25 protein-coding genes and 1 pseudogene are annotated in these 26,792 nt (G+C 53.7%); 15 read left to right on the forward strand and 11 right to left on the reverse strand.

Annotation, left to right across the window (positions count from 1 at the left end):
• Nucleotides 1-155: 155 nt before the first annotated feature.
• Nucleotides 156-1,751 carry a peptide chain release factor 3 gene (locus J7445_RS00900; RefSeq protein WP_070655040.1) on the forward strand — a complete coding sequence of 532 codons (1,596 nt, stop codon included), beginning with the start codon at nt 156-158 and terminating at the stop codon, nt 1,749-1,751.
• Nucleotides 1,752-1,812: 61 nt separating this feature from the next.
• Here J7445_RS00900 and J7445_RS00905 read toward each other — a convergent pair whose 3' ends face one another.
• Nucleotides 1,813-2,358 (reverse strand): chorismate--pyruvate lyase family protein, encoded by a 546-nt coding sequence (locus tag J7445_RS00905; protein WP_083310375.1) that lies wholly within the window; start codon nt 2,356-2,358, stop codon nt 1,813-1,815.
• 110 nt (nt 2,359-2,468) lie between these two features.
• On the opposite strand from J7445_RS00905, the gene J7445_RS00910 reads away from it, so the two are divergent.
• Nucleotides 2,469-3,434 (forward strand): IS30 family transposase, encoded by a 966-nt coding sequence (locus J7445_RS00910; protein WP_209282829.1) that lies wholly within the window; start codon nt 2,469-2,471, stop codon nt 3,432-3,434.
• Nucleotides 3,435-3,496: 62 nt separating this feature from the next.
• On the opposite strand, the gene J7445_RS00915 is transcribed toward J7445_RS00910, so the two are convergent.
• Both J7445_RS00915 and J7445_RS00920 read right to left on the reverse strand, forming a co-directional pair.
• The gene (locus J7445_RS00915; RefSeq protein ID WP_070613668.1) at nt 3,497-4,417 is read right to left on the reverse strand and encodes a BPSS1780 family membrane protein; all 921 of its coding nucleotides are present in this window, start codon (nt 4,415-4,417) and stop codon (nt 3,497-3,499) included.
• Nucleotides 4,418-4,671: 254 nt separating this feature from the next.
• Nucleotides 4,672-4,830 (reverse strand): hypothetical protein, encoded by a 159-nt coding sequence (locus J7445_RS00920; RefSeq protein ID WP_016687403.1) that lies wholly within the window; start codon nt 4,828-4,830, stop codon nt 4,672-4,674.
• Between the two features lie 173 nt (nt 4,831-5,003).
• On the opposite strand from J7445_RS00920, the gene J7445_RS00925 reads away from it, so the two are divergent.
• From J7445_RS00925 to J7445_RS00935, 3 genes are read left to right on the forward strand one after another with little or no spacing between them, the layout of a single operon-like run.
• On the forward strand, nt 5,004-5,621 hold the full coding sequence (locus tag J7445_RS00925; RefSeq protein WP_070655873.1) for a phosphoribosylanthranilate isomerase: 618 nt from the start codon (nt 5,004-5,006) through the stop codon (nt 5,619-5,621).
• Between the two features lie 47 nt (nt 5,622-5,668).
• Nucleotides 5,669-6,571 carry a DMT family transporter gene (locus J7445_RS00930; RefSeq protein WP_070655876.1) on the forward strand — a complete coding sequence of 301 codons (903 nt, stop codon included), beginning with the start codon at nt 5,669-5,671 and terminating at the stop codon, nt 6,569-6,571.
• 53 nt (nt 6,572-6,624) lie between these two features.
• Nucleotides 6,625-7,218, forward strand: coding sequence for a DNA glycosylase (locus J7445_RS00935; protein WP_070655878.1), 594 nt, complete (start codon nt 6,625-6,627; stop codon nt 7,216-7,218).
• A gap of 284 nt (nt 7,219-7,502) precedes the next feature.
• On the opposite strand, the gene pgi is transcribed toward J7445_RS00935, so the two are convergent.
• The 5 genes from pgi to zwf form a co-directional block, all read right to left on the reverse strand.
• The gene (pgi, locus tag J7445_RS00940) at nt 7,503-9,146 is read right to left on the reverse strand and encodes a glucose-6-phosphate isomerase (protein WP_070613652.1); all 1,644 of its coding nucleotides are present in this window, start codon (nt 9,144-9,146) and stop codon (nt 7,503-7,505) included.
• A gap of 375 nt (nt 9,147-9,521) precedes the next feature.
• Entirely contained in the window at nt 9,522-10,370 is an 849-nt protein-coding gene (gene hexR / locus J7445_RS00945) for a DNA-binding transcriptional regulator HexR (protein WP_070497598.1), read from the reverse strand.
• A 49-nt stretch (nt 10,371-10,419) separates the two neighbouring features.
• Entirely contained in the window at nt 10,420-11,421 is a 1,002-nt protein-coding gene (locus tag J7445_RS00950; RefSeq protein ID WP_070613651.1) for a glucokinase, read from the reverse strand.
• The gene (pgl, locus tag J7445_RS00955) at nt 11,402-12,097 is read right to left on the reverse strand and encodes a 6-phosphogluconolactonase (protein ID WP_070497602.1); all 696 of its coding nucleotides are present in this window, start codon (nt 12,095-12,097) and stop codon (nt 11,402-11,404) included. Before pgl ends, J7445_RS00950 begins: the two co-directional genes overlap by 20 nt.
• 215 nt (nt 12,098-12,312) lie before the next feature.
• Complete coding sequence (gene zwf, locus J7445_RS00960) at nt 12,313-13,758, reverse strand: glucose-6-phosphate dehydrogenase (RefSeq protein WP_070655879.1); 1,446 nt, start codon at nt 13,756-13,758, stop codon at nt 12,313-12,315.
• Between the two features lie 463 nt (nt 13,759-14,221).
• Here zwf and edd point away from each other — a divergent pair, with 463 nt between their 5' ends.
• From edd to queC, 3 genes are all read left to right on the forward strand, one after another.
• The gene (edd, locus tag J7445_RS00965) at nt 14,222-16,057 is read left to right on the forward strand and encodes a phosphogluconate dehydratase (protein ID WP_003741552.1); all 1,836 of its coding nucleotides are present in this window, start codon (nt 14,222-14,224) and stop codon (nt 16,055-16,057) included.
• Nucleotides 16,058-16,584: 527 nt separating this feature from the next.
• Nucleotides 16,585-17,223, forward strand: a complete 639-nt coding sequence (locus tag J7445_RS00970; RefSeq protein WP_002235906.1) for a bifunctional 4-hydroxy-2-oxoglutarate aldolase/2-dehydro-3-deoxy-phosphogluconate aldolase — start codon at nt 16,585-16,587, stop codon at nt 17,221-17,223.
• Between the two features lie 163 nt (nt 17,224-17,386).
• Entirely contained in the window at nt 17,387-18,046 is a 660-nt protein-coding gene (queC, locus tag J7445_RS00975; RefSeq protein ID WP_070541011.1) for a 7-cyano-7-deazaguanine synthase QueC, read from the forward strand.
• Between the two features lie 2 nt (nt 18,047-18,048).
• Here the strand turns inward: queC and J7445_RS12400 are convergent.
• Nucleotides 18,049-18,156: pseudogene (locus tag J7445_RS12400) on the reverse strand (IS5/IS1182 family transposase); the annotation flags it as partial.
• Nucleotides 18,157-18,183: 27 nt separating this feature from the next.
• Between J7445_RS12400 and J7445_RS00980 the strand changes: the two are divergent.
• The 6 genes from J7445_RS00980 (at nt 18,184) to J7445_RS01000 (ending at nt 22,793) form a co-directional block, all read left to right on the forward strand.
• A complete protein-coding gene (locus J7445_RS00980; RefSeq protein WP_070613649.1) occupies nt 18,184-18,699 on the forward strand; it encodes a DUF1543 domain-containing protein in 516 nt (171 codons plus the stop codon).
• 10 nt (nt 18,700-18,709) lie between these two features.
• A complete protein-coding gene (gene queD, locus J7445_RS00985; RefSeq protein ID WP_070613648.1) occupies nt 18,710-19,132 on the forward strand; it encodes a 6-carboxytetrahydropterin synthase QueD in 423 nt (140 codons plus the stop codon).
• The gene (locus J7445_RS12330) at nt 19,110-19,244 is read left to right on the forward strand and encodes a hypothetical protein (RefSeq protein WP_267894333.1); all 135 of its coding nucleotides are present in this window, start codon (nt 19,110-19,112) and stop codon (nt 19,242-19,244) included. Before queD ends, J7445_RS12330 begins: the two co-directional genes overlap by 23 nt.
• 11 nt (nt 19,245-19,255) lie before the next feature.
• The gene (locus tag J7445_RS00990) at nt 19,256-19,627 is read left to right on the forward strand and encodes a DUF1304 domain-containing protein (RefSeq protein ID WP_070613647.1); all 372 of its coding nucleotides are present in this window, start codon (nt 19,256-19,258) and stop codon (nt 19,625-19,627) included.
• Complete coding sequence (locus tag J7445_RS00995) at nt 19,624-20,262, forward strand: 7-carboxy-7-deazaguanine synthase QueE (protein ID WP_070613646.1); 639 nt, start codon at nt 19,624-19,626, stop codon at nt 20,260-20,262. The genes J7445_RS00990 and J7445_RS00995 overlap by 4 nt, the downstream gene beginning before the upstream one ends.
• A 359-nt stretch (nt 20,263-20,621) precedes the next feature.
• Nucleotides 20,622-22,793 carry a TonB-dependent siderophore receptor gene (locus J7445_RS01000; RefSeq protein WP_070655640.1) on the forward strand — a complete coding sequence of 724 codons (2,172 nt, stop codon included), beginning with the start codon at nt 20,622-20,624 and terminating at the stop codon, nt 22,791-22,793.
• Between the two features lie 206 nt (nt 22,794-22,999).
• Here the strand turns inward: J7445_RS01000 and J7445_RS01005 are convergent, their stop codons facing one another.
• Nucleotides 23,000-24,064 carry a 2,3-butanediol dehydrogenase gene (locus J7445_RS01005; protein ID WP_070655638.1) on the reverse strand — a complete coding sequence of 355 codons (1,065 nt, stop codon included), beginning with the start codon at nt 24,062-24,064 and terminating at the stop codon, nt 23,000-23,002.
• Nucleotides 24,065-24,320: 256 nt separating this feature from the next.
• Nucleotides 24,321-25,739: a type I glutamate--ammonia ligase gene (gene glnA / locus J7445_RS01010; RefSeq protein ID WP_019270334.1), complete on the reverse strand. Its 1,419-nt coding sequence runs from the start codon at nt 25,737-25,739 to the stop codon at nt 24,321-24,323.
• Nucleotides 25,740-25,982: 243 nt separating this feature from the next.
• Between glnA and aroE the strand changes: the two genes are divergently transcribed.
• Nucleotides 25,983-26,792: a shikimate dehydrogenase gene (aroE, locus tag J7445_RS01015; RefSeq protein ID WP_070655636.1), complete on the forward strand. Its 810-nt coding sequence runs from the start codon at nt 25,983-25,985 to the stop codon at nt 26,790-26,792.

Consider the following 26,792-nt stretch of genomic DNA (forward strand, 5'->3'; position numbering starts at 1 on the left):
TGCCGATCCAAGAGAAGGTCGTCTGAAAATTTTCAGACGACCTTTTTACCCCCTAATCATTGAACCGATTAATGTTTTTTTGTACAATCCCCGCCATCTCAACCCTTTCTCAGGCCGTCGCAAAAGCGGCCTGAACCTTTTTGCAAAGAAAGCCCATGTCCCAAGAAATCCTCGATCAAGTGCGCCGCCGCCGCACATTTGCCATCATCTCCCACCCCGACGCGGGTAAAACCACGCTGACCGAAAAACTCTTGCTGTTTTCAGGCGCAATTCAAAGCGCAGGTACGGTAAAAGGTAAGAAAACCGGCAAATTCGCCACTTCCGACTGGATGGAAATCGAGAAGCAGCGCGGCATTTCCGTCGCTTCGTCAGTGATGCAGTTCGACTACAAAGACCACACCGTCAACCTTTTGGACACGCCGGGACACCAAGACTTCTCCGAAGACACCTACCGCGTTTTAACTGCCGTTGACAGCGCGTTGATGGTCATCGACGCGGCAAAAGGCGTGGAAGCGCAAACCATCAAACTCTTGAACGTCTGCCGCCTGCGCAATACGCCGATTGTCACGTTCATGAACAAATACGACCGCGAAGTGCGCGATTCTTTGGAATTGCTGGACGAAGTGGAAAATATTTTAAAAATCCGCTGCGCGCCCGTTACTTGGCCGATCGGCATGGGCAAAAACTTCAAGGGCGTGTACCACATCCTGAACGACGAAATCTATCTCTTCGATGCAGGTGGTGAGCGACTGCCGCACGAGTTCGACATCATCAAAGGCATCGACAATCCCGAATTGGAACAACGCTTTCCGCTGGAAATCCAGCAGTTGCGCGACGAAATCGAATTGGTGCAGGCGGCTTCCAACGAGTTCAATCTCGACGAATTTCTCGCCGGCGAACTCACGCCCGTGTTCTTCGGCTCGGCGATTAATAACTTCGGTATTCAGGAAATCCTCAATTCATTGATTGACTGGGCGCCCGCGCCGAAACCGCGCGACGCGACCGTGCGTATGGTCGAGCCGGACGAGCCGAAATTCTCCGGATTTATCTTCAAAATCCAAGCCAATATGGATCCGAAACACCGCGACCGCATCGCCTTCTTGCGCGTCTGCTCCGGCAAATTTGAGCGCGGCATGAAGATGAAACACCTGCGCATCAACCGCGAAATCGCCGCCTCCAGCGTGGTTACATTCATGTCGCACGACCGCGAGCTGGTGGAAGAAGCCTACGCGGGCGACATCATCGGCATCCCGAACCACGGCAACATCCAAATCGGCGACAGCTTTTCTGAAGGCGAACAACTGGCGTTCACCGGCATCCCCTTCTTCGCGCCCGAACTTTTCCGCAGCGTCCGCATCAAAAACCCGCTGAAAATCAAGCAACTGCAAAAAGGTTTGCAACAGCTCGGCGAAGAAGGCGCGGTTCAAGTCTTCAAACCGATGAGCGGCGCAGATTTGATTTTGGGCGCGGTCGGCGTGTTGCAGTTTGAAGTCGTTACCTCCCGCCTCGCCAACGAATACGGCGTGGAAGCCGTGTTCGACAGCGCATCCATCTGGTCGGCGCGCTGGGTATCGTGCGATGACAAGAAAAAACTGGCGGAGTTTGAAAGAGCCAACGCGGGCAACCTCTCCATCGACGCAGGCGGCAACCTCGCATACCTCGCCCCCAACCGCGTGAATTTGGGACTCACGCAAGAACGCTGGCCGGACATCGTGTTCCATGAAACGCGCGAGCATTCGGTGAAACTGTAATGGATTAAAAAAGGTCGTCTGAAAACGTTTCAGACGACCTTTCCTTATATTGCCGCGACATTTAGCGCACGATACTCGCCAACCCCGGCAAAAAATATTCCGTCAATTCCAACACCTCGCCATCCCAATCGAAATAAGACCTGCGGGCAGCGACAGGTCGTCTGAAATCATCCTGACCGCCTGCGTTTTCCATCAGACAAAACTCGAATGCTGAACGCTTCAGGGGCAGCGTGCCGTCAAACAGCCGCTCGCCCAAAGGCTGCGTGCCGCAATCCAACACGCCGCGCCAGGCTTGCGATTGCGGGCTGCACGCGCTGCGCGCCTGTACGACGGGAACGCCGTCCAGATGCAGCAAAACATCGCGGACGAATTGCGAGGCGGCGGTTTCAGCATGGTTTTCGCCAAACGAATTGCCCTGCCCGTCCAGTTCACCCATATACAGCACTTTTACCGTAAAGCTGCCGCCCAAGGCGCGTAAAGCGGCGGTCAGCGATTGCGCTTGGCACAAGGCGGCGGCGCGTTCGTTCCAGCCTTGCGGCAGCTCGCTGGGAAGTTTGTCTTGCCAATTTAAAGGGAGATTCATGGGGTTTTGATTGATGGGTTTCATGTTTTAATCGTTTTCAGACGACGGCGGATTCGCATTTGAAGTGCAACTTTCCCTAACAGAAAAAGGCCAGTATGCGGTAGCATACGGCCTTTCCTGCAAGAAAGATTGCCATGAGCTACACACAACTGACCCAAGACGAACGATACCATATCCAATACCTGTCCCGCCACTGCACCGTCACAGAAATCGCCAAACAGCTTAACCGCCACAAAAGCACCATCAGCCGCGAAATCAGACGGCACCGCACCCAAGGGCAGCAATACAGTGCCGAAAAAGCACAGAAGCAGAGCCGGACTATCAAACAGCGTAAGCGAAAGCCCTATAAGCTTGATTCGCAGCTGATTCAACACATCGACACCCTTATCCGCCGCAAACTCAGTCCCGAACAAGTATGCGCCTACCTGCGCAAACATCACGGGATAACACTCCACCACAGCACCATTTACCGCTACCTCCGCCAAGACAAAAGCAACGGCGGCACCTTGTGGCAACACCTCAGAATATGCAGCAAACCCTACCGCAAACGCTACGGCAGCACATGGACCAGAGGCAAAGTGCCCAACCGCGTCGGCATAGAAAACCGACCCGCCATCGTCGACCAGAAAGCCCGCATCGGCGATTGGGAAGCCGACACCATCGTCGGCAAAGGACAGAAAAGCGCATTACTGACCTTGGTCGAACGCGTTACCCGCTACACCATCATCTGCAAATTGGACAGCCTCAAAGCCGAAGACACTGCTCTGGCAGCCATTAGGGTATTAAGGGCACATAAAGCCAGAGTCCACACCATCACCATGGACAACGGTAAAGAATTTTACCAACACACCAAAATAGCCAAAGCATTGAAAGCGGAGACTTATTTTTGCCGCCCCTACCATTCTTGGGAGAAAGGGCTGAATGAGAACACCAACGGACTCATCCGACAATATTTCCCCAAGCAAACCGATTTCCGAAACATCAGCGATCGGGAGATACGCAGGGTTCAAGATGAGTTGAACCACCGGCCAAGAAAAACACTTGGCTACGAAACGCCAAGTGTTTTATTCTTGAATCTGTTCAAACCACTGATACACTAGTGTTGCACTTGAAATCCGAATCCAAGGACTTTTATGAGAAACAACGATCTTCTACTGAAAGATTAGTATTTGTTCAGACGACCTTGGGGGAAAATGCTGCGATAGGCGGTGTATATACCGATCATTGCTACAGGGTAGAGAACCAAGTAAGTAATCACTAAGAAGATGAAGAACAAAATAAAAACAGGACCGGAAAGCGCGGTTGCTTGCTGTATCGATGCTTCTGTTGCAAATGCGGAAACGATGACTATCATAAATATGAACCAAAACGCGATACCGATACCCAGCCAAATTAAGCCGTATACCAGCAGGGCAGGGATGTTGCAGCGGCAGGCATTGAAGCTGGCCTTAATGGCGGCAACAGGGTTCATATCCTCCAACATGACAAAGGCGGGAGCCAGCCAAAACATCATGGAGTAAATGGCGATAATAACCAACAGGATAATAAATAAAATCGGAAAGGCCGGCATAAAGTCTGCCCTTAAGAAATTTCCGTTGGCGAACATACCGAAAGGAATAACAACGGCCAAAGCTAAAAGCAGGCATATGACGATACTCAGCAGTAAAAGAATCAGGAATGCTCCGCTTTTTTTAATCGAAAATCCGGCAAACAGAGAGCCGAAGTTGAAATTCTTACCTTGCGCGGTTTGGGCTGCAAGCAGCACGATGCCACCGAGGAAACAAAAGCCCACCCAATAGAAAAACAGATTGAAGAGCAATTCTCGGATTATTATGGTTGAGGTGAAATCATTGAAATCAGCGGGCGGGGGGCTTTCAATGCCTAGCAAACCGAATAGAAAACCTACCGCGATAGGAATAAGGCTGATTAAAATAATTGCGCCCATCCATTTGAATTTGTTTTTACTGAAAATACGCCATGAGTCGGTAAACCAGCTTACCCCTTCGCCTGCGCGAAGACGTTTGGGTTCGTTGAAGGAGTTTTTTGGGGGGGTAGGGTGCTGGGAAGGTTGCAATGTTTCCATAAAAATAATTTCCAAGTTTACAGATGAGAAAGGCTATCATTATATCATAAGCGTATATGGTTATTTGTTGAGAGTTTGACAAAAGGTCGTCTGAAAATTTTTCAGACGACCTTTGTGTTTAGCATGAGGCAGTTTATAGCGTACCAAGATAAATTGCAGATGGGTTATTGGGCGATATGTTTCGAAATCTATCGGCAGACGATTTTCTGTTTTGGGAAGGATACGTTTAAAGAACGATGGCAGCTTGCTGTCTGTCAGCTGAACCAAAAGCGGAAAACTAAATAAAAAACCAATGCCAACACGCCAGCCCAGACGACCAGCATAAATCCTGCAACGGCCTGCCCTAATCGGTAAACGGGATTTTTACGTTCGTCTTCAGGCAGGGAAGGCTGAGTGTTTTTAGGTTCGGTCATGTTGTCGGCTCCCGTCGGTAATCGGATAAAGGCGTAAGGTTACGCCGTGGCGGGGAAAGATTCAAGTTTGCTGCATTTTTACAGCGGAATTTCTTCAAGAAGCCTGTTGCCGTCATGGCGGGCTGTTCCGCTATAATCCTTGCTTTCCGAATATCTTTAAAGAGAGGGGAGATATGAAAATCCGTACCAAAATATGCGGCATTACCCGCCCCGAAGATGCGCAATCTGCCGCTGATGCGGGCGCGGATGCCGTCGGGCTGGTGTTTTACGTGAAAAGCAAACGTGCGGTAACGGCGGAACAGGCGGCGGAAATTGTGGCTGCATTGCCGCCCTTTGTGTCGGTGGTTGCTTTATTTGTTAATGAAACGGCGGACAATATCCGCGAAATCCTGCACCAAGTGCCGATAGACGTGATTCAGTTTCATGGTGATGAAGACGATGATTTTTGCCGCCAATTTGACCGTCCGTATCTCAAAGCCGTGCGCGTGCAGTCAGCCGCCGATATTCAGACGGCCTGCGCCAGGTTCCCCAACGCGCGTGCGCTGTTGTTCGACGCTTACCATCCTACCGAATACGGCGGCACGGGGCAGAGCTTCGATTGGACGCTGTTGCGCGGCAATATCGGCAAACCGTGGATTTTGGCGGGCGGCCTGACGCCGGAAAATGTTGCCGATGCGGTGAGAATCAGCGGCGCGGCGGCGGTGGACGTATCCGGCGGCGTGGAAAGCGCGGCAGGGATGAAAGACAAGGAAAAAATAGCGGCGTTTGTGGCGGCTGCAAAGGTCGTCTGAAACTGGAAATCTGATTTTCAGACGACCTTTGTTGATAAAGGAATGAGATGGAACGTTATTCTGTACATTTGAAACTGCTGGGGATGGCGGTGTTGTGGGGTGCGTCTTGGCCGATGGGGCGGATGCTGGGGCAGTCGCTTCCGCCGCTGACGGGCGGGGCGGTTCGGTTTGTGCTGGCTTCGGTTTTGTTGTTGGGCTGGTTGTTTACGCGCAGCAGGTTTGCGACTTTGGCGGCTTTGTCGGCGCGGCAATGGCTGGGCTTGACAGTGGCCGCTTCCGTCGGGGTGTGCGGCTATGCGGTGTTTTTTATGTTGGGTTTGCAGGCAATGCCGGCGGGTAAGGCGGCGGTGGTCGTGGCGGTGAATCCCGTGCTGACGCTGCTGCTGGCGGCTTGGCTTTTCGGCGAGCGTTTAAACGCGAAGATTTTGGCGGGTATGCTGCTGGCGGTTTTTGGTGCAATAACGGCGGTAACGCAAGGGCAGCCGTTGGCGGTATTGTCGGGCGGCATCAAGGCAGGGGAGTGGCTGATTTTCGGCTGTGTGGTCTGCTGGGCGGCTTATACTTTAATCGGACGTGCGGTTTTGCGCGGGATAGACGCGCTGACGGTAACGGCGGCAACGTCGTTCATCGGCGCGCTGATGTTGTCAGTGGTGGCGTTGTGGACGGACGGATTGCCGTTTGAGGCAATGGCGGCGATGGATGCACGCGGTTGGACGGCATTGGCGTGGCTGGTCATCGGCGCGACGGTATTGGCCTACGCGTGGTATTTCGAAGGCGTGAAGACTTTGGGTGCAGGCAGCGCGGCGGCGTATATTACGCTCGTACCGATTTTCGGTATGCTCAGCTCGGCGTGGGTTTTGGGCGAACCGCTGCATATTTCGTTGGTCGCGGGCTGCGCTGCGGCAGTCGGCGGCATGACGCTGATGCGGTACGGGCAGAAGGTCGTCTGAAAAGGCGGCAACCGGCTGCTTTGTGTTCAATATTTTTTATCAAGGAAATCATGATGTCCGCTCCGCTTGAAATCGAAATCCACCCTTTTCCCGCCTTGCTGCCGCCGCAGGCGACGGTAATGATGATGGGGACGTTTCCGCCCAAGGAAGACAAACGCGCGATGCAGTTTCATTATCCGAATTTCCAAAACGATATGTGGCGCGTCTATGGGCTGGTGTTTTTTAATGATGCGGCGCATTTCCAGATGCCGTCTGAAAAAGCGTTTGATGCGGAGAAAATCAAGGCGTTTTTGAGCGAACGGGGGATTGCGTCCTGCCCGACCGTGTTGAAGGCGGTGCGGGAACACGGTAATGCGTCGGACAAGTTTTTGCAAGTGATCGAAACTGTCGATTTGGCGGCGGTGTTGGCGCAGATGCCCGACTGCCGCTATATCTGCACCACCGGAGGTAAGGCGACGGAAATCCTGCTCGATATTCAGGGCGGCGGCATCAAAATGCCGAAAACGGGCGAAACCGTGCCGTTTCCGTTTGCCGGACGGGATTTGACCCTGACCCGCCTGCCGTCCACTTCGCGCGCCTATCCTTTGAGTTTGGCGAAAAAGGCAGCGGCGTATCGGGCGTTTTTCGAAATGGCGGGTTTGGTGTGAGGTACTTATACCGTCGTTACATCTCGCCTGCGCAAGGATGAGTTGCAGTGTGGCACATACTTGGATGTTTTAAGATACGGGTGTTTGAGAAACAGTTTCTTAAGTTCAAAAATGAATTCCCGCCTGCACGGGAATGACGGGAGTTAGAGGATGCCTTGTTATGAAAGTCAAATGAACCGTTATCTGTATTTCTGTATTAACGGTAGCGGTATTCGGTGAAAAGGTCGTCTGAAAAACCTTGAATCTGGGTTTTCAGACGACCTTTTGTCTGACGGCTGCTGTCTTTATTTGTTGGCGTTCAGATAAAGATTGATCAGGCGGGTGGTGGAGCTGTCGTGTTTTTGTACGCCGGTTTCTCCGGTCAGTTCGGCAAGGATGGTTTTGGCGAGCTGTTTGCCGAGTTCGACGCCCCATTGGTCAAAGCTGTTAATGCCCCAGATGATGCCTTGGACGAAGGTTTTGTGTTCGTACATGGCAATCAGACTGCCCATGTTGCGGGGGTTGATTTTGTCCATGAGGATGAGGTTGGTCGGGCGGTTGCCGGAGAAGGTTTTGTGCGGAACCAGCTCTTCGATGCGGGCTTCTTCCATGCCTTGGGCTTTGAGTTCGGCGCGGACTTCGTCGGGGGTTTTGCCGCGCATGAAGGCTTCGGCTTGGGCGAAGACGTTGGCGAGCAGGATTTCGTGGTGGCCGCGCAGGTTGCTGCGTTTTTCAAGCGAGGCGATGAGGTCGATCGGGGTGATGTGGGTACCTTGGTGCAGCAGTTGGAAGAAGGCGTGCTGACCGTTGATGCCGGTTTCGCCCCAAATAATCGGGGAGGTTTCGTAGCCGATGGACTTGCCGTCGAGAGTAACTTGTTTGCCGTTGCTCTCCATGTCGAGCTGCTGGATGAATTTGGGCAGTCGGTGGAGGTGTTGGTCGTAGGGAGCGATGACGTGGCTGCCGCCGCCGTAGTAGTTGATGTACCAGATGCCGACGAGGGCGAGGATGACGGGGAGGTTGCGCTCGAGCGGGGTGTTGATGAAGTGTTGGTCCATCAGGTGCGCGCCGTTGAGCATTTCGATGAAGTTTTCTTCGCCCAAGTAGAGCATGATGGGCAGGCCGATTGCCGACCAGAGGCTGTATCGTCCGCCGACCCAGTCCCAAAATTCAAACATATTGGCGGTGTCGATACCGAATTCGGCAACGGCTTTTTGGTTGGTGGAGACGGCGACGAAGTGTTTGGCGACGGCGGTTTCATCGCCTGCGTGGTCAAGGAACCATTTGCGCGCGGTCAGGGCGTTGGTGAGGGTTTCTTGGGTGGTGAAGGTTTTGGAGGCGATGATGAAGAGGGTGGTTTCGGGGTGGACTTTGGACAGTACGTCGCGCAGTTGGGAGCCGTCCACGTTGGAGACGAAGTGCATTTTCAGGCGCGGATGTCCGAAGGGTTTGAGCGCGGTACACATCATCAGCGGGCCGAGGTCGGAGCCGCCGATGCCGATGTTGACGATGTCGGTGATGACTTGGTTGGTGTAGCCTAACCAGTTGCCGCTGCGGACTTCGTGTGCGAATTCACCCATGCGCTGAAGGACGCGGTTGACTTTAGGCATGACGTCTTCGCCGTCAACGATGATGGGGGAATTGGTGCGGTTGCGCAGGGCGACGTGGAGGACGGCGCGGTTTTCGGTGGTGTTGATTTTTTCGCCGTGGAACATCTGCTGCATACGCTCGGGTACGCCGGCTTCGCGGGCAAGCTCGGTCAGCAGCGACATGGTTTCGTCGGTGATGCGGTTTTTGGAGTAATCCAGCGTCAGCCCACCGACTTGCAGCCAGTAGCGTTCCGCGCGCTGCGGGTCTTGTTCGAACATTTCGCGCATGTGTTGTTCTTTGGTTTCGTCAAAATGTATCCATAATTTTGACCAAGCCGGTAAGTCGTGAAGGTGTTTCATCGGATGCTCCTGAGGTTGGACGGTTTTGTGGGAAAAACGGCCGCGAGGTCGTCTGAAACGGGAACGGGTGGGTTTCCGTTTTTAGGGTTTGTGGCAAAGGCGGGTTGTCTGCCGTTATTTTTTCTAGTGGATTAACTTTAAACCAGTACGGTGTTGCCTCGCCTTAGCTCAAAGAGAACGATTCTCTAAAAATACTGAAGCACCAAGTGAATCGGTTCCGTACTATTTGTACTGTCTGCGGCTTCGTCGCCTTGTCCTGATTTTTGTTAATCCACTATATTTAGTGTTGGTGTTGAGGATAACGGTAGCACTGATTTGTCGGTCGGTATTTTCAGACGACCTTGGGATATGTCGGGTCGTCTGAAAATGTATAGTTTAGTCTTTATCGTAATCGACGTGTTTGTTGTGTATGCTTTTTTTGCTTTTTTGCAGTTGCAGGCTGGCGGCATCGCCCAAGCGCAGGGCGAGTCCGATGGCGAGGATGTCGATGACGGCAAGTTGCAGCAGGCGGGAAACCATTGGGGTGTAGAGTTCGGCGTTTTCCTGCGTGGCGATGCTCAAAACGCAGTCGGCAAGTTGCGCCAGCGGGGAGTCGTTGCGGGTCAGGGCAATCACTGCTGCGCCGTTTTCTTTGGCGATGCTGACGGCGTCTAAAAGCTCGATGGACGAGCCGGTGTTGGAAATGGCGACGAGGACGTCTTGATCGGACAGGACGGAGGCCGCCATCAGCTGGGTGTGGGTATCGACGTAGGCAACGGTGGAGATGCCGAAGCGGAAGAACTTATGCTGCGCGTCTTGGGCGACGATACCGGAGTTACCGACGCCGTAGAACTCGACACGGCGGGCGTGCATCAGTGTGGCGATGGCGTTTTCCAGCTCGGCTTCTTTCAGGAAGCGGCGTTCGCCCAAAATGGAGGCGGCGGCGTTGCCCAAAACTTTTTCGACCACGACACTCATGTCGTCGTCGGTGTTGAGTTCTTCATGGACGTAGGGCATACCTTCGTGGCCTATGCTGGCGGACAGGGCGAGTTTGAACTCGGGCAGTCCTTTGTAGCCCAGGCTGCGGCAAAAACGGATAACGGTCGGCTGGCTGACGGATGCGCGCTCGGCGATTTCGGCGACGGCGGCATGGACAAACCATTTGGGTTCTGCCAAGGCGCATTCGGCGACTTTGCGTTCCGCGCCCGACAGGTTTGACAGTGATTCGCTGATTTTGCTTAACATAAATATGCCCTTCGGTGTGTGCCGCCCCTTGTCGAGGCGGCTTGTGTGATTAAACGTTTTTCAAGTGGTTGTCGAGTGCCGCCGCTGCGCCGGTGATGCCCGGAAATTCGCTTAAGACGACATAGACGGGAATCGCGGCGAGATAGGCTTCGAAACGGCCTTTGTTTTCAAAGCGGCTGCGGAAAGGTGAGGTTTTAAAATATTCCAAAACGCGGGGGATGATGCCGCCGCACAAATACACGCCGCCACGCGCACCCAGCGTCAGGGCGAGGTTGGAGGCAACCGTGCCGAGCATGGCGCAGAAGATGTCCAAAGTCTGACGGCAGAGCGGGGAAGTGCCGCTTAAGGCTTTTTCGGTGATTTCGGACGGTTTGAGGCGGTAGTTTTTCAGTTTGTCGCGTTTGGCGAGTGCTTCGTAAATCAGGCTCAAGCCTGCGCCGCTGAGGAAGCGTTCGGCGGAAACATGGCCGTATTTGTTTTTCGCATACTGCCAGATCAAAACTTCCATGTCGTCAAACGGCGGGAAGCTGGAATGTCCGCCTTCGCCGGCAAGTGCCACCCAGCCTGCGGGGCTGTGTACCAGTCCGCTGACGCCCAAACCGGTTCCCGGGCCGATGACGGCTTTGGGGGCAAATTCGACCGGTTTTTGCCCGCCGATCTGCATCAGGTCTTTGCTTGAAGTCTGCGTTACCGCCAATGCCTGCGCGGTAAAGTCGTTCAAGAGGATAAGGGTGTCCAGCCCCAATGCCTGACGGGTGGTTTCGATGGAAAACGCCCAATGGTGGTTGGTCATTTGCACCCAGTCGCCCAAAATCGGATTCGCCATGGCGAAGGCGGCGTGGCGCACATCGACTCCGCCTGTCTGTTCCAAATAGGAGCGGGCGGCATCGACGATGGTGTCATAGTCTTTGCACGGCAAGACTTTGGCGTGTTCAATCTGCTGCGGGGCGGTTTCGAGCGCGAAGCGGGCGTTGGTGCCGCCAATGTCGGCAACGAGGCGCGGATAACTTTTGCTGACGGGTTGTTGAATATCAGTTTGAGTAGAAGACATGGCAGTTCACTCCTTGATGGTTCAATACCAGGCTGGTCGGATATTCCAAATCGGCGCGTGAGGCAGCTTTGTCGAACACGGCTTTCTTTTCCGCACCCTGAATCGACAGAAAGACGTTTCCCGTTTTGGCGATGGCGCCCAAGGTCATGCTGATGCGCTCGTGCGGCGCGGTAACGGGCGTGGTGTGGATAAGGGTCGGGTCGTTCGATTCGTTGATGGCTGCATTCAGCTGCGGCGCTTGCGGGAAGAGGGAGGCGGTATGTCCGTCGCCACCCATGCCCAAAATCAGCACGTCAGGTTGTTTGTAATGTTTCAGCGCGTAGGCAACGACGCTGTCGGGTTGTAATTCAGTTTCAGATTTGCCCGCTTCGACAACGGGAATCCAAGTCGCTGCGGCGGCTTTGTTTTGCAGCAGGTATTCGTGTGCCAAGGCGGTGTTGCTGTCGGCGTGGGTAGTCGGCACGATGCGCTCGTCAACCAAAGTAATGCCGACTTTTTGCCAGTCCAAATCTTTTTGCGACAGGGCTTGGAAGAACGGAATCGGCGAGCGGCCGCCGGAAACCGCCAATACTGCGCTGCCTTTGTTATCCAGCGCGTTTTGCAGCGCGGCGGCTACTGCGTCCGCCAAAGCTTCTGAGGCTGCTGCTGCGTTTTCGTATTCATGCCAAACGAACATAAAAGTGTCCTTTCTCTGTTTTCAGACGACCTTTTTTAAGAAGGATGTGGGCGGTCGTCTGAAAGGCAGTGTTTGTGAGCGGGAAAGTAAGTAAGAGCCTGTGTCGTTGATGGTGGCGTGAAAGTTGACGGGAAACGCCTAATCCGCCGCCTTATGGTTTTCAGACGACCTTTTTGAACCGAGAACGCTTCAAGCAAAGGTCGTCTGAAAAGGCTTTACTGGTCTTCGTGCCACTTATGTCCGTCGCGCGCCAAGAGTTCGCGGGCGGCTTCCGGTCCCCATGAATGCGCGTCGTAGCCGTGCGGCGGGGTGGTGTTGCTTGCCCAGTTGTCCAAAATCGGCATCACATATTCCCAAGCGGCTTCGAGTTCATCGCGGCGGTTGAAGAGGGCGAGCTTGCCGTTGATGACGTCCAGCAGCAGGCGTTCGTAAGCTTCGGCGCGGCGGCCTTCAAGAGCTTTTTCCAAGTCGGTTGCCAGCGGCACGATTTCGACTTTGTTGCCTGCGCCCGGCGTTTTCATCTGCGTATAGAGGCGCACGGATTCGGTCGGCTGCAATTCGATAACCAAACGGTTGGGCGCGGCTTGGCTGTTTTCAAAAATATGGTTTTGCAGCGGACGGAAGTTCAATACGATTTCCGCCACTTTGCCCGCCATGCGTTTGCCGGTGCGCAGATAGAAGGGGACGTCTTTCCAGCGGTCGTTTTCGATTTCGGCTTTGATGGCGACGTAGGTTTCGGTGAAACTGTCTTGCGGAACGTTGATTTCTTCCAGATAGCCGTTCATGCCTTTGGCGGCGGTGTATTGTCCGCGTACGACGTTTTCGTTGACGGATTCGATGGTCAGCGGTTTCAAAGATTTGATGACTTTGACTTTTTCATCGCGCACTGCGTCGGCATCCAGGCTGGCAGGCGCTTCCATCGCGGTCATACACAGCATTTGCATCAGGTGGTTTTGCACCATGTCGCGCAGTGCGCCGGTAATGTCGTAGAACTCGCCGCGCTCTTCCACGCCGAGTTGTTCGGCGATGGTCAGTTGTACGCTCTCAATATATTTGTTGTTCCACAACGGCTCGAACATCACGTTGGCAAAACGCAGCGCCAGCAGGTTTTGCAGGCTTTCTTTGCCTAAGTAGTGGTCGATGCGGTAGATTTGGCTTTCTTTGAAGTAGCGGGCGACATCGGTATTGATTTGTTGGGAAGAGGCGAGGTCGGTACCCAGCGGTTTTTCCAAAACGACGCGCGCGTTGTCGGCGTTCAATCCGACTTTGGCAAGGTTTTCACAGGCTTGCGCGAAGAATTTCGGCGCGGTGGAAAGGTAGATGATGACGTTGTCGGTTTCTTTGCGTGCTTTGACTGTTTCGCCCAAAGCGGCAAAATCGGCTTCTTCGGTAACGTCTACTTTCAGATATTCGATGCGTTTGACGAACGATGCCCAAGCGTCGTCTGAAAAGTTTTGTTTGACATGGATTTTGGAGTTGGTTTCCACTTTTGCCAAAAAGCCCGCCGTATCCAAATCGCTGCGGCTGACACCCAAAATACGGCCCTGAGGATTGAGCAACCCTGCAACGTGCGCCTGATACAGACAAGGCAGCAGCTTGCGCATTGCCAAATCGCCGGTCGCACCGAACAACACCAAATCAAAATTTGTTTGTGTACTCATCGTTTTATCTCTCGTTGAGGAGGGCTTTGTGCCGGTGCCGTTAAATGCCGTGAAAGACGGGCGGCTCGCGGCGTAAAAGCTATGGAAACCAATCGCCTGCATCAAAATTTCAAAACAGGCGGGCTAGTGAGTAGTAATACTACACATGGCTACACATTTTGTCTATTCTCATTTTTACAAATTATTTGACTTAGTTTAAAAGTTTGATGAGTTTGGTCGGGTAGATTTTCACAAAAGACAAATATCACGATTTAAATCAAATTTCTTACATTTAGCGGATTATTTTGTAACTAAATTACAGGTTTTGTATTATAATAGCCTATATATAGAGTGAGGCTTTCAGACGACCCCTTGTACAGTTTGAAAGGTCGTCTGAAACGCTAAACGCCCCACACCCAATACAAAAAATCAGAAACGCGCAAACAAAATCCCCATACCACCCCCTTCCGACAGGAGATCGAACATGAACCCCACTCCTATCCACCCCAAACTCGCCGAAATCACCGAGCGCATCATCGAACGCAGCCGTCCGACCCGCGAAAAATATCTGGCGAAAATCCGCAGCGCCAAACAAATGGGACGGCTGGAGCGCAACCAACTCGGTTGCAGCAACTTGGCGCACGGTTACGCCGCCATGCCCAAAAGCATCAAAATCGAAATGCTTCAGGATACCGTTCCCAACTTAGGCATCATCACCGCCTACAACGACATGGTTTCCGCACACCAGCCGTTTAAAGACTTCCCCGATCAAATTAAAGACGAAGCGCAGAAAAACGGCGCGACCGCGCAAGTCGCTGGCGGCACGCCTGCCATGTGCGACGGCATCACGCAAGGCTATGCCGGTATGGAATTGTCGCTATTCTCCCGCGACGTGATTGCCATGAGTACCGCCGTGGGTCTGTCGCACCAAATGTTTGACGGCAGCCTGTTTATGGGCGTGTGCGACAAAATCGTACCGGGTTTGATGATTGGCGCGCTTTCGTTCGGTCATATTCCCGGCATCTTCGTCCCCGCAGGCCCTATGTCCAGCGGTATCGGCAATAAAGAAAAAGCCCGTACTCGCCAGCTTTTCGCCGAAGGCAAAGTCGGCCGCGACGCCTTACTTGAAAGCGAAATGGGTTCTTATCACAGCCCCGGCACCTGCACTTTCTACGGCACGGCAAACTCCAACCAAATGATGATGGAAATGATGGGCGTACACCTGCCCGCCGCCGCCTTCGTCCATCCTTATACCGATTTGCGTGAAGCCCTGACCCGCTACGCCGCCGGACACCTCGCTCGCGGTATCAAAAACGGCACCATCAAACCTTTGGGCGAAATGTTGACCGAAAAATCCTTCATCAACGCCCTGATTGGTCTGATGGCGACCGGCGGTTCGACCAACCACACCATGCACCTCGTTGCCATGGCGCGCGCCGCCGGCGTAATTTTGAATTGGGACGACTTTGACGAAATTTCTTCTATCATCCCGCTGCTTATCCGCGTGTACCCCAACGGCAAAGCCGACGTGAACCACTTTACCGCGGCAGGCGGCCTGCCTTTCGTCATCCGCGAATTGCTGGACGCAGGCTTGTTGCACGACGATGTCGATACCGTCGTCGGACACGGTATGCGCCACTACACCAAAGAGCCTTTCCTCATCGACGGCAAACTCGAATGGCGCGAAGCCCCCGAAACCAGCGGCAACGACGACATCCTGCGCAAAGCCGACAACCCGTTCTCCCCAGACGGCGGCCTGCGCCTGATGAAAGGCAACATCGGACGCGGCGTGATTAAAGTGTCCGCCGTGCGCGAAGGCTGCCGCATCATCGAAGCGCCCGCCATCGTGTTCAACGACCAACGCGAAGTGTTGGCGGCATTCGAACGCGGCGAGTTGGAACGCGATTTTGTGTGTGTCGTCCGCTATCAAGGCCCGCGCGCCAACGGTATGCCCGAATTGCACAAACTGACCCCACCGTTGGGCATTCTGCAAGACCGCGGCTTCAAAGTGGCGCTTCTGACCGACGGCCGTATGTCCGGCGCATCCGGTAAAGTTCCGGCCTCCATCCACATGACGCCCGAAGCCCTGATGGGCGGCAACATCGCCAAAATCCGTACCGGCGACCTGATCCGCTTCGACTCCGTTACCGGCGAACTCAACGTTCTGATTAACGAAGCCGAATGGAACGCCCGCGAAGTCGAACGCATCGACTTGAGCGCGAACCAACAAGGCTGCGGCCGCGAACTCTTCGCCAACTTCCGCAGCATGACCAGCAGCGCAGAAACCGGCGCCATGAGCTTCGGCGGCGAATTTGCTTGATTCGGCGTTTCAGACGACCTTTTCAAACGAAAGGTCGTCTGAAAAATTATTGAAGCGGTTTAAATAGACGTAGGTCGGATTCTCGAATCCGACGTTATCAGAGTATTTGTCGGATACGGGTATCCGACCTACAGCCCCAAAAGGTCGCCTGAAACTTAAACCACCATTCCTTTTGAACGCGACAGACGTAGCGTGGGCTTTGCCAGCGAACAAAACTAAAGACGTAGGTCGGATTCTCGAATCCGAGGTTATCAGAGTATTTGTCGGATACGGGTATCCGACCTACAGCCTCAAAAGGTCGTCTGAAACTTAAAACCCTGTCCCGTTTGAACGCAACAGACGTAGCGTGGGCTTTGCCCGCGAAGAAAAGCAAAGACGTAGGTCGGATTCTCGAATCCGACGTTATCAGGGGCATTTGTCGGATACGAGTATCCGACCTACAGCCCCAAAGGTCGTCTGAAAACTTAAACCCCCATCCCGTTTGACCTCAACAAAAAACAACACCCCATTCCACTTGGAGAACCGAAATGTCCAAACTGACCCCCCGCGAAATCCTGAGCGCAGGCGCAGTTGTGCCTGTGATGGCGATTGACGACTTGAGCACCGCTGTCGATTTGTCCCACGCCCTTGTCGAAGGCGGCATCCCCACCCTCGAAATTACCCTGCGCACCCCCGTCGGCCTCGACGCCATCCGCCTGATTGCCAAAGAAGTGCCCAACGCCATCGTCGGCGCAGGTACGGTGACCAACCCCGAACAGCTCAAAGCCGTCGAAGACGCAGGCGCGGTTTTCGCCATCAGCCCGGGTCTGCACGAATCCCTCGCCAAAGCCAGCCACAACAGCGGCATTCCCCTGATTCCTGGCGTTGCCACTCCGGGTGAAGTCCAACTGGCTTTGGAACACGGCATCGACACCCTCAAACTCTTCCCTGCCGAAGTCGTCGGCGGCAAAGCCATGCTCAAAGCACTCTACGGCCCTTACGCCGATGTGCGCTTCTGCCCGACCGGCGGCATCAGCCTCGCCACCGCGCCCGATTACTTGGCACTGCCCAACGTCTTGTGCGTCGGCGGCTCTTGGCTGACGCCGAAAGAAGCCGTGAAAAACAAAGACTGGGACACCATTACACGCCTCGCCAAAGAAGCGGCGGCGTTGAAACCTAAAGCCTGATGTTCCCACATCCCAAAGGTCGTCTTAAACCGTTTTCTAGGGTTTCAGACGACCTTGTTCTTTCAGGCGGCGTATATTCGGACGAAATCCGCTATAATCCGTACAATTTTTTTCCATTTTCGCGGTTCGCAAACCTCCCGCGTTACCAAAACTAGGATTCACCATGCAAAACCCACAAGCCTTGGTCATCTTCTCCGGCGGCCAGGATTCCACCACCTGCCTGATTCAGGCGATTCAAACCTACGGGCGCGAAAACGTCCAAGCCATCACCTTCCAATACGGACAACGCCACGCCGTCGAGCTGGAACGCGCCCGCTGGATCGCGCAGGATTTGGGCGTCAAACAAACCGTACTCGACTTGAGCCTGATGCAGCAAATTACACACAACGCCCTGATGGACGACACCGCCGCCATCGAAACCGCTTCAGACGGACTGCCCAATACCTTCGTGGACGGACGCAATGCCCTTTTTCTGCTCTACGCCGCCATCTACGCCAAAGGACAAGGCATCAGGCACATCATCGCGGGCGTGTGCGAAACCGACTTCTCCGGCTATCCCGACTGCCGCGACGTGTTCGTCAAATCCATGAACGTCACCCTCAATCTGGCGATGGACTACGCCTTCCAAATCCACACCCCGCTGATGTACCTGACCAAAGCGCAAACTTGGGCGTTGGCGGACAAAATGGGCGCACTGGATTACATCCGCGAGCAGACCCACACCTGCTACAACGGCATCGTCGGCGGCTGCCACGAATGCCCGAGCTGCGTGTTGCGCGAGCGCGGGCTGGCGGAATATTTGGAAAGTAAAAGGGTCGTCTGAAAATATAGTGGATTAACTTTAAACCAGTACGGCGTTGCCTCGCCTTGCCGTACTATCTGTACTGTCTGCGGCTTCGTCGCCTTGTCCTGATTTAAATTTAATCCACTATACAACCATCATCCGATACAAGCCTTATCATGCCCAAACTTTATATGTTCTATCTCGGCGGTAACGCAGGCCGTTCCAATATCGAAGTACACGACATCCAATTTGCCGTGTGCGACGACTACCGCGAAGCTATCCCCGCGCTCAAAGCCGCATGGTTTGGCGATGCAGACAAAATCCACATCGATGGCTGGCAGGTTGTCGAATGGGCGGACGGTTACGATGTTAACGTATCCGACCACGCCGAGCCGCAGGGGTCGTCTGAAAACGTTCCGCACTTGTATTTTGTCAATGTCGGCGGTTATCGCGCGGGGCAGCTTGCCGAGGCGCACGCTTTCGGATTGTTCGTCGCCGTCACGCCTGCCGAAGCCAAACAAAAAGCCCTGCGAACCCTGTTGACCGACCATGTTCAACAGCATAAAGACAACTTAAAAGATGTGGACAACCTGCTCAGGCTCGATCGCATCGGCAAGCACACCATCCGCCTGACCCCGAATCCGCACGGCAAACCTGCCGAAATCGGCTTTCAGGGCTATTTACCGATTTAAAGTACCCACCATGAAAATTACCAAGATATTTACCTTCGACTCTTCACACATGCTCGACGGGCATGACGGCAAATGCCAAAACCTGCACGGACATACCTACAAACTCGAAATCACCGTTTCAGACGACCCCGTCAGGGGCGGGCCGAAAGACGGCATGGTGATGGATTTCACCGACCTCAAAGCCATTGTGAAACAACACATTACCGACCCTTTTGACCACGCGTTTATCTACAATGGCGGCAACGAGCGCGAATGCCAAATCGCCACGCTCTTGGAGGGCTGGAACATGAAAACCCTGTGCCTGCCCTGCCGCACCACTGCCGAAAATATGGCGGTCGAAATGTACGACCGTTTGAAAAACGCGGGGCTGAAAGTGTGCAACGTGAAACTGTGGGAAACACCGACATCGTGTGCGGAGTATGAAGGGGATTAGGGAGAGCGGTTCCTACCTGCAAACCCAAATCATCAGCCAAGAAGCAAAAAGGTCGTCTGAAAACCCGATTACCCATATTTCAGACGACCTTTCACAACGATACACCCATTAAAAGGAACACCCATGAAACTTCTTCCCACCCTTCTAGTCCTCCTCGTCGCCGCCGAACATTTCTACATCGCCTGGCTTGAAATGACGCAGATTCCCAGCGAAAAAGCGGCGGAAATGTTCAATCTGCCTTATGAATTTATGGAACAAAAGCGCGTGCAGACCCTGTTCAGCAACCAAGGGCTGTATAACGGCTTTCTTGCCATCGGGCTGGTGTGGTCGCGGTTTGCCGCGCCGGACAATGCCGTTTACGGCGCGACGATTCTGTTTCTCGGCTTCGTCTTGATTGCCGCCGCATGGGGCGCGTTCTCGTCCGGCAACAAAGGCATACTCATCAAACAAGGTCTGCCCGCAATGCTGGCAGCGGCGGCGGTGTTGGTGGTATGAAAAAAATCAGCGTCGCCCCCGAAAATCCGCAATACCGCATCGTCGAAATTTTCGAGAGCCTGCAAGGCGAGGGCTGGAACACGGGTATGCCTGCCGTTTTCGTCCGTTTAGGCAAATGCAATCTGGCGTGCGGCTGGTGTGATACCGATTATTTGAAATTCGGCATGATGAGCCTGTCCGACATCTTGGGTCGTCTGAAAACCTACACTGCGCGCAACGTCATCATTACCGGCGGCGAGCCGACCATACAGCCGCATCTCGATACGCTGCTGGACGCGCTCAAAGCCGAAGGCTATTTCCTCTGTATCGAAACCAACGGACTCAAGCCCGCGCCGCCGCAAATCGACTACGTCGCCACCAGCCCCAAAGCCTGCTACGCCGCCAAATATGAAACAAACTGCATCGCCGAAGCTGACGAAGTGCGCATCGTGGCGGACGGCGATGTCGTTGCATTCTGCCAAAACATGGAGCGTAAAATCCGCGCGCGCCATTACTACCTTTCACCCTGCGAACAAAACGGCGTGATGAACATCTACGACACCATCCGCCAAATCGGTATTTTAAACAGCCGCCCCGACGCGCCCGTGCATTGGCAGTTGAGCGTGCAGACACACAAATGGGCGGGGATAGAGTAGGGGAATAGTAAAGAATCAAACGCCAACCTAATACGCAAATATCACTCTTCTAAATCCGTATGTGATTGAAAAAGGTCGTCTGAAACTTTTCAGACGACCTTTTTTGCGGCTGTCGGGTTTGTTTGATAAAAAATGAAAGGCAGAAATCAATACAGATGGAAATGACGTATTGGAAAAGATGTAAATTATTTGATTCTTTTTCGACTGTTCAATATACTCCGACCGCTTTATTTCATCTTATTACGAAAAATTGATAGAAGTTCTCATTTTATGACACAAAAAGCCATTTACTGTCGATTTGCGTAAGGAGGCTTTGAGCTCCGCCGCCATTCGGAATGGCTGAATAACTAGGAGACACCATGCCATTATCTAAATTTCGTCCGGCGCGTTTGCCGGTTGCCGTTGCTGCGGCACTTTTATCCGCCTATTCCTTCGGTGCAGGGGATGGGGTTGAGCAGGTTGATTTGCCTACCGTCCAAGTAAAGGGCATCGGCAAACAGACGACCACCAACTACACCATTCCCGCCTCCTCCGCTGCTACGGGCATCCGCCTGACCCAACGCGAAACGCCGCAGTCTTTGTCTGTCGTTACCGAAAAACAAATGGATGACCAAGGTTTGGATACCTTGCAGGACGTGTTGAAACAAACACCGGGCGTGTTCCACAGCAAAATGGGCAACAATGTCTCCGGCCACAGCGAGTTTATTTCGCGCAGTCAGGCGATTGACAGCATTTCCGTGGACGGCGCGCCCAAATTCCTTTACGACGGTAAAGCCATCCGCCGCGGCACCAACAATCTGGACAGCGCATTGTACGAACAAGTCGTCGTCGTGCGCGGCGCAAGCGGTTTGTCTAACGGCGGCATGGGCGAACCGGGCGGTACGGTTGCTTTGGAACGTAAAAAACCGACTGCCAAACCTGCCGTCAGCGTGGAAGCCGGAGTCGGTTCGTGGAAACACTACCGCTTCGTCCTTGATGCCAATCATCCTTTGAATGCCGACAATACCTTGCGCGGCCGCGCTATTTTGGTCAGCGACCACGGCGGCGATTATCTGCCGAACACATCGCGCCACAATCACACTTTCTACGGCATTCTGTCTTACGATCTCACGCCGCAAACCCACTGGCGCCTCGGTACGGAAATACACCGTTTCCGCAATACCGGCAGCTCTCCTTTCAGCTATCTGACCGTAGCGGGAGACCCTGAAAACAATCAACCTTTCAAACCGTTTGCAGCCTCTCCACGCAGCAATTCCTCGGCAAAATGGGCTTACGGTAAAGAAAACAGTGCGGAAATCTTCACCTCTATCAATCATGAGTTTGAAAACGGTTGGGCTCTGAACGGCAACTACAGCCATACTTATGGAAAAAGTGATGCAGTTTCCGGTATAGCCGGTCCTTTTATCATTTATCCGGACTATTCCGCTAAATTTGTTGCCGAGCGCGACCAAGCCAAGTACGCCGACCAAGATTTTTCTCTGAGTTTGGACGGCGATTACTCGCTTTTGGGACGCAAACATGAATTCAATGCCGGCATCAGCTATCAGTACAATAAGGAAACTCCTTCATATTACGAAGAAAATGAAGACGGTGTTGTCCCTGATTTGCGCCTTTTTGACGGAAATTTCACAAAACCGTCCATACCTTACCTTCGCGACGGCTTTGCCCATATGAAAAACCTCTCTGTTTACGGTTCGACCCGTTTCAAACTGACCGACAGGCTGGCATTGATAGGCGGCGGACGGTTTGTCGATTGGCAATACCGCTACAGTTCCGATCGCAACCATTTTGCCGACAGCAGGCATAAAAACAAGGTATTTATCCCCTATTTGGGCGCAAGTTATGATTTAAACGACAATCTGACAGCCTACACCTCCTATACCACCATATTCCGCCCGCAAGTGCGCTATTTGGATCAAAACGGCAAACCGCTCGAACCGCAACGCGGCAAAACATATGAACTCGGCTTAAAAGCCTCGTGGTTTGAAGGCCGTTTGAACGCTTCTGCGGCCGCATTTATGAACAAACGCGACCATTTGGGCGTGGTTGCAGGCAAATTCGCGAATGGTAAGAAATACTACCGTGCAGCCGACAACACTACAACAAAAGGCGTCGAACTCTCTGTCGGCGGACGCCTGAGCGACAAATGGCTGCTTAATGCTTCCTATGCGTACTCCAAACTCAAAAATGATTCGGGCAATGTGGTCAACCCTTCTTATCCTGCCCACCTTTTCAAACTCTTCACGGCGTATGACGTTACCGACCGCCTAAACTTGGGTGCAAACGTCAACTGGCAAAGCGGTACAAACGCCTATGATGAATACCAGCCCTTCACCGCTGCCGGTAAAGAAGCACTGACCCAACGCCCATACGCTACGCTGGACTTGACCGCGCATTACAAAATCGGCAAATCCACCCGCATCGGTTTGGACTTTGAAAACGTGTTCAACAAACGCTACCGCCCCATGCCTGATATCCACGTTTACGGCACGCCGCGCAGCCTGACTGCTACGCTGAAACACACGTTCTAAATAGGCAAAAGAAAAGGTCGTCTGAAAAACCCGATTTGAGATTTTCAGACGACCTTTATGTTTCTATAGCAAGCATACTTAACTTTAATACGGTATATCATTAAATTCCGTCATTCCCATCCTCGCGTAGGCGGGGGCGGGAATGACGATAAGAGATAAGTTGCGTATCGAAAAAAGTTATTCAGCTATATCAATCCGTCAGGCGTTTACAGGTTGGGATTGACGATGATTTTAACGGCGGATTCGTTGTTGTGAATCAGACGCTCGAAGCCTTCTGAAATCAGCTCGTCCAGCTTGATGCGCTGGGTGATGAAAGGTTCAAGGTTGATTTTGCCTTCTTCCACCAGTTTGATGGTTTCGGCGTGGTCGTTGCAGTAGGCGATGGTGCCGCGCACGTCCAGCTCTTTCATCACGACGCTGTGGACGTTGATGGTGGCGGGGTGGCTCCAAATGGATACGATAACGACTTTCGCAGTCGGGCGGCAGGCTTCGACCATGGTGTCCAGCACTTTGTTGACGCTGGTGCATTCGAATGCGACGTCCACGCCTTCGCCGTTGGTCAGTTTTTTCACTTCTTTGACGACATCGACTTCAGACGGGTCGAGGATGTAGTCGGCAACGCCGGATTCGCGGGCTTTATCTTTGCGCGCTTTGCTCAATTCGGTGATGATGACTTTGATGCCTTTGGCTTTCAAAACGGCGGCAAGCAGCAAACCGATCGGACCTGCGCCACCGACCAATGCGACGTCGCCTGCTTTCGCGCCGCTGCGGACGTAGGCGTGATGGCCGACGGACAGAGGCTCAATCAAAGCGGCTTGGTCTAACGGGATTTTGTCGGAAATCGGATGCACCCAGCGGCGTTTGACGGCGATTTTTTCGGCAAGGCCGCCACCGCAGCCGCCCAAGCCGATGAAGTTCATGTCTTTGGAGAGGTGGTAGTTGCTGCCTTCGCCGGTCGGTACGTCATCGCGGATGATGTAGGGTTCGACCACTACGTGTTGTCCGACTTTGAGGTCGTCCACGCCTTCGCCGACGGCATAAACCACGCCGGAGAACTCGTGTCCCATCGTTACGGGTGCGGACTCGCCGGAAATCGGGTGCGGATGGCCGCAGGGCGGAATGAAAATCGGACCTTCCATAAATTCGTGCAGGTCGGTACCGCAGATGCCGCACCAGGCGACGTTGATGCCGACGGTGCCGGGGGCGACGGTCGGTTCGGGGATGTCTTCGATGCGGATGTCGCCTTTATCGTAAAAACGTGCTGCTTTCATTGTAACACTCCTTGTTTTGAGGTTGGAAAGAAAGGTCGTCTGAAAGGTAGGACGGCTTTTCAGGGAAGGGTAGGTGTGCGCTTGAATGACGACAGTTTTTATTATCGGCAGGGTTTGTGTCGTTTGATTGCTGTTATTTTAATACTTTTTGCTTTGGCCGGCAGGCCGTATTTTGAATAAACAAAAAGAGGTCGTCTGAAAACCTTGTTTCTAGGTTTTCAGACGACCTTTCGTTTAGCCTGACTGGAAATGCGGATTACAGGCTGTAATACATTTCAAATTCCAACGGATGCGGCGCCATGCGGATTCGGCGTACGTCTTCTTCTTTGAAGGTGATGTAGCTGTCGATCCAGTCTTTGCTGAACACGCCGCCGCGCAGCAGAAATTCGTGGTCGGCTTTGAGGGCGGCGAGGGCTTCTTCCAAAGAGGCGCAGACGGTTGGGACGAGTGCGTCTTCTTCCGGCGGCAGGTCGTAGAGGTTTTTATCGGCAGGGTCGCCCGGATGGATTTTGTTTTGGATGCCGTCCAAACCCGCCATCAGCAGGGCGGCGAACGCCAAGTATGGGTTGGCGGTCGGGTCGGGGAAACGCGCTTCGATGCGGCGTGCCTTGCTGCTGTTCACGGACGGGATGCGGATGGACGCGGAACGGTTTTTGGCAGAGTAGGCAAGCTTGGTCGGTGCTTCGAAGTGCGGCACGAGGCGTTTGTAGGAGTTGGTGGACGGATTAGTAATCGCGTTCAGGGCTTTGGCGTGTTTGATGATGCCGCCGATGTAGTAGAGCGCGGTGTCGCTCAAGCCGGCGTAGCCGTCGCCTGCGAACAGGTTTTGACCGTCTTTCCAGATGGATTGGTGGACGTGCATACCGCTGCCATTGTCGCCCATGATGGGTTTGGGCATGAAGGTAGCGGTTTTGCCGAAGTTGTGGGCAACGTTTTGGATGACGTATTTCATGTCTTGGGTTTGGTCGGCACGTTTGACCAAGGTGGCGAAGCGCGTGCCGATTTCCATTTGGCTGCCGGTACCGACTTCGGCGTGGTGGACTTCGACTTCGATGCCGAGTTCTTCCAAGATGTTCACCATGGCGGAGCGCAGGTCTTGTCCGGCGTCAATCGGGGCGACGGGGGCGTAGCCGCCTTTGACGGCAGGGCGGTGGCCGGTGTTTTGACCGTCCATGTGCAGGCCGCTTGCCCATGCGCCGCTTTCGGACGTGATTTCGTAACGGGTTTTGTGCATATCGGTTTCAAACTCTACACCGTCGAAGACGAAGAATTCAGGTTCGGGGCCGAAGTAGGCAGTGTCGCCGATGCCGGAGGATTTGAGGTAGGCTTCGGCGCGGCGGGCGATGGAGCGCGGGTCGCGGTCGTAGCCTTGACCGTCGGCGGGGTCGATGACGTCGCAGGTGAGGACGACGGTGGTATCGTCGTAGAAGGGGTCGATGAAGGCAGTCGCAGGGTCGGGACGCAACTGCATGTCGGATGCCTGAATGCCTTTCCAGCCGCCTATGGACGAGCCGTCAAACGCCTGACCGTTTTCAAACCACTCTTCGGGGTCGTCGAGGACGATGCGGGCGGGGACGGTGAAGTGGTGCTGCTTGCCTTTGGTATCGGTAAAGCGCAAATCTACGAAGCGGGCTTCGCTTTCTTCAATCAGTTTTACTGCGTCTTTGATAGACATTTTCGGCTCCTAATGGGAAGTAACGGATACGCAATCTCGAGGAAAATCTGCTGCATTTTATCATGCCGAAGGTCGTCTGAAACCGCAAATCCGTTAAATTTCTGACTTGCGGAATATAGTTTCAGACGACCTGATTGTCAACAATCCGATGCGTATTTGGATTTATTGGAAAACAGCGGTATGAGGCGGCAAAGGCGGTTATAATGGGCGGTCTTTGCATTTGTCCTGCCGGATAGGATTTTTATGAACACTGCTCCCCGTTATGCCGTTTTCGGCAACCCCGTCGCACACAGCAAATCGCCGCAAATCCATCGGCAGTTTGCCTTGCAGGAAGGCGTTGAAATCGAATATGAACGAATTTGCGCCGACATCGGCGGTTTCGCGCAGGCAGTTGAAGCGTTTTTTGCCGACGGCGGGCGCGGGGCGAATGTTACCGTACCGTTCAAGCAGGAAGCGTTTGCCTTGTCGGACGAACATTCCGAACGCGCTTTGGCGGCAGGTGCGGTCAATACGCTGATTTTGCTGGAAAACGGTAAAATACGCGGTGACAATACCGACGGGCTCGGACTGACGGACGATATTTCAAAGAGGCTGGGCGTGGAACTGTCGGGCAAAACCGTCTTGCTGCTCGGCGCGGGCGGCGCGGTGCGCGGCGTGATTCCCGTATTGAAGGAATACCGCCCCGCGCGCATCGTTATCGCCAACCGAACCCACGCCAAAGCGGCGGAAATGGCGGCGCATTTCGATATTGAAGCCGTACCTTTGGATGAACTGGAAGGCGGCTTCGACATCATCATCAACGGTACATCCGGCGGCTTAAGCGGACAGCTTCCCGCCGTGTCGCCGAAAATTTTTGAACATTGCACTTTGGCTTACGATATGGTTTACGGCGAGGTGGCAGAGCCGTTTTTAGCGTTTGCCCGCCAATCAGGCGCCAAACAAACCGCCGACGGATTGGGTATGCTGGTCGGACAGGCGGCAGCTTCCTACCGTCTTTGGCGCGGCTTTGCGCCCGATGTCCTGCCCGTCGTCCAATATATGAGAGAGTTATAA

The organism is Neisseria sicca (genome assembly GCF_017753665.1).
GTDB lineage: Bacteria > Pseudomonadota > Gammaproteobacteria > Burkholderiales > Neisseriaceae > Neisseria > Neisseria flava.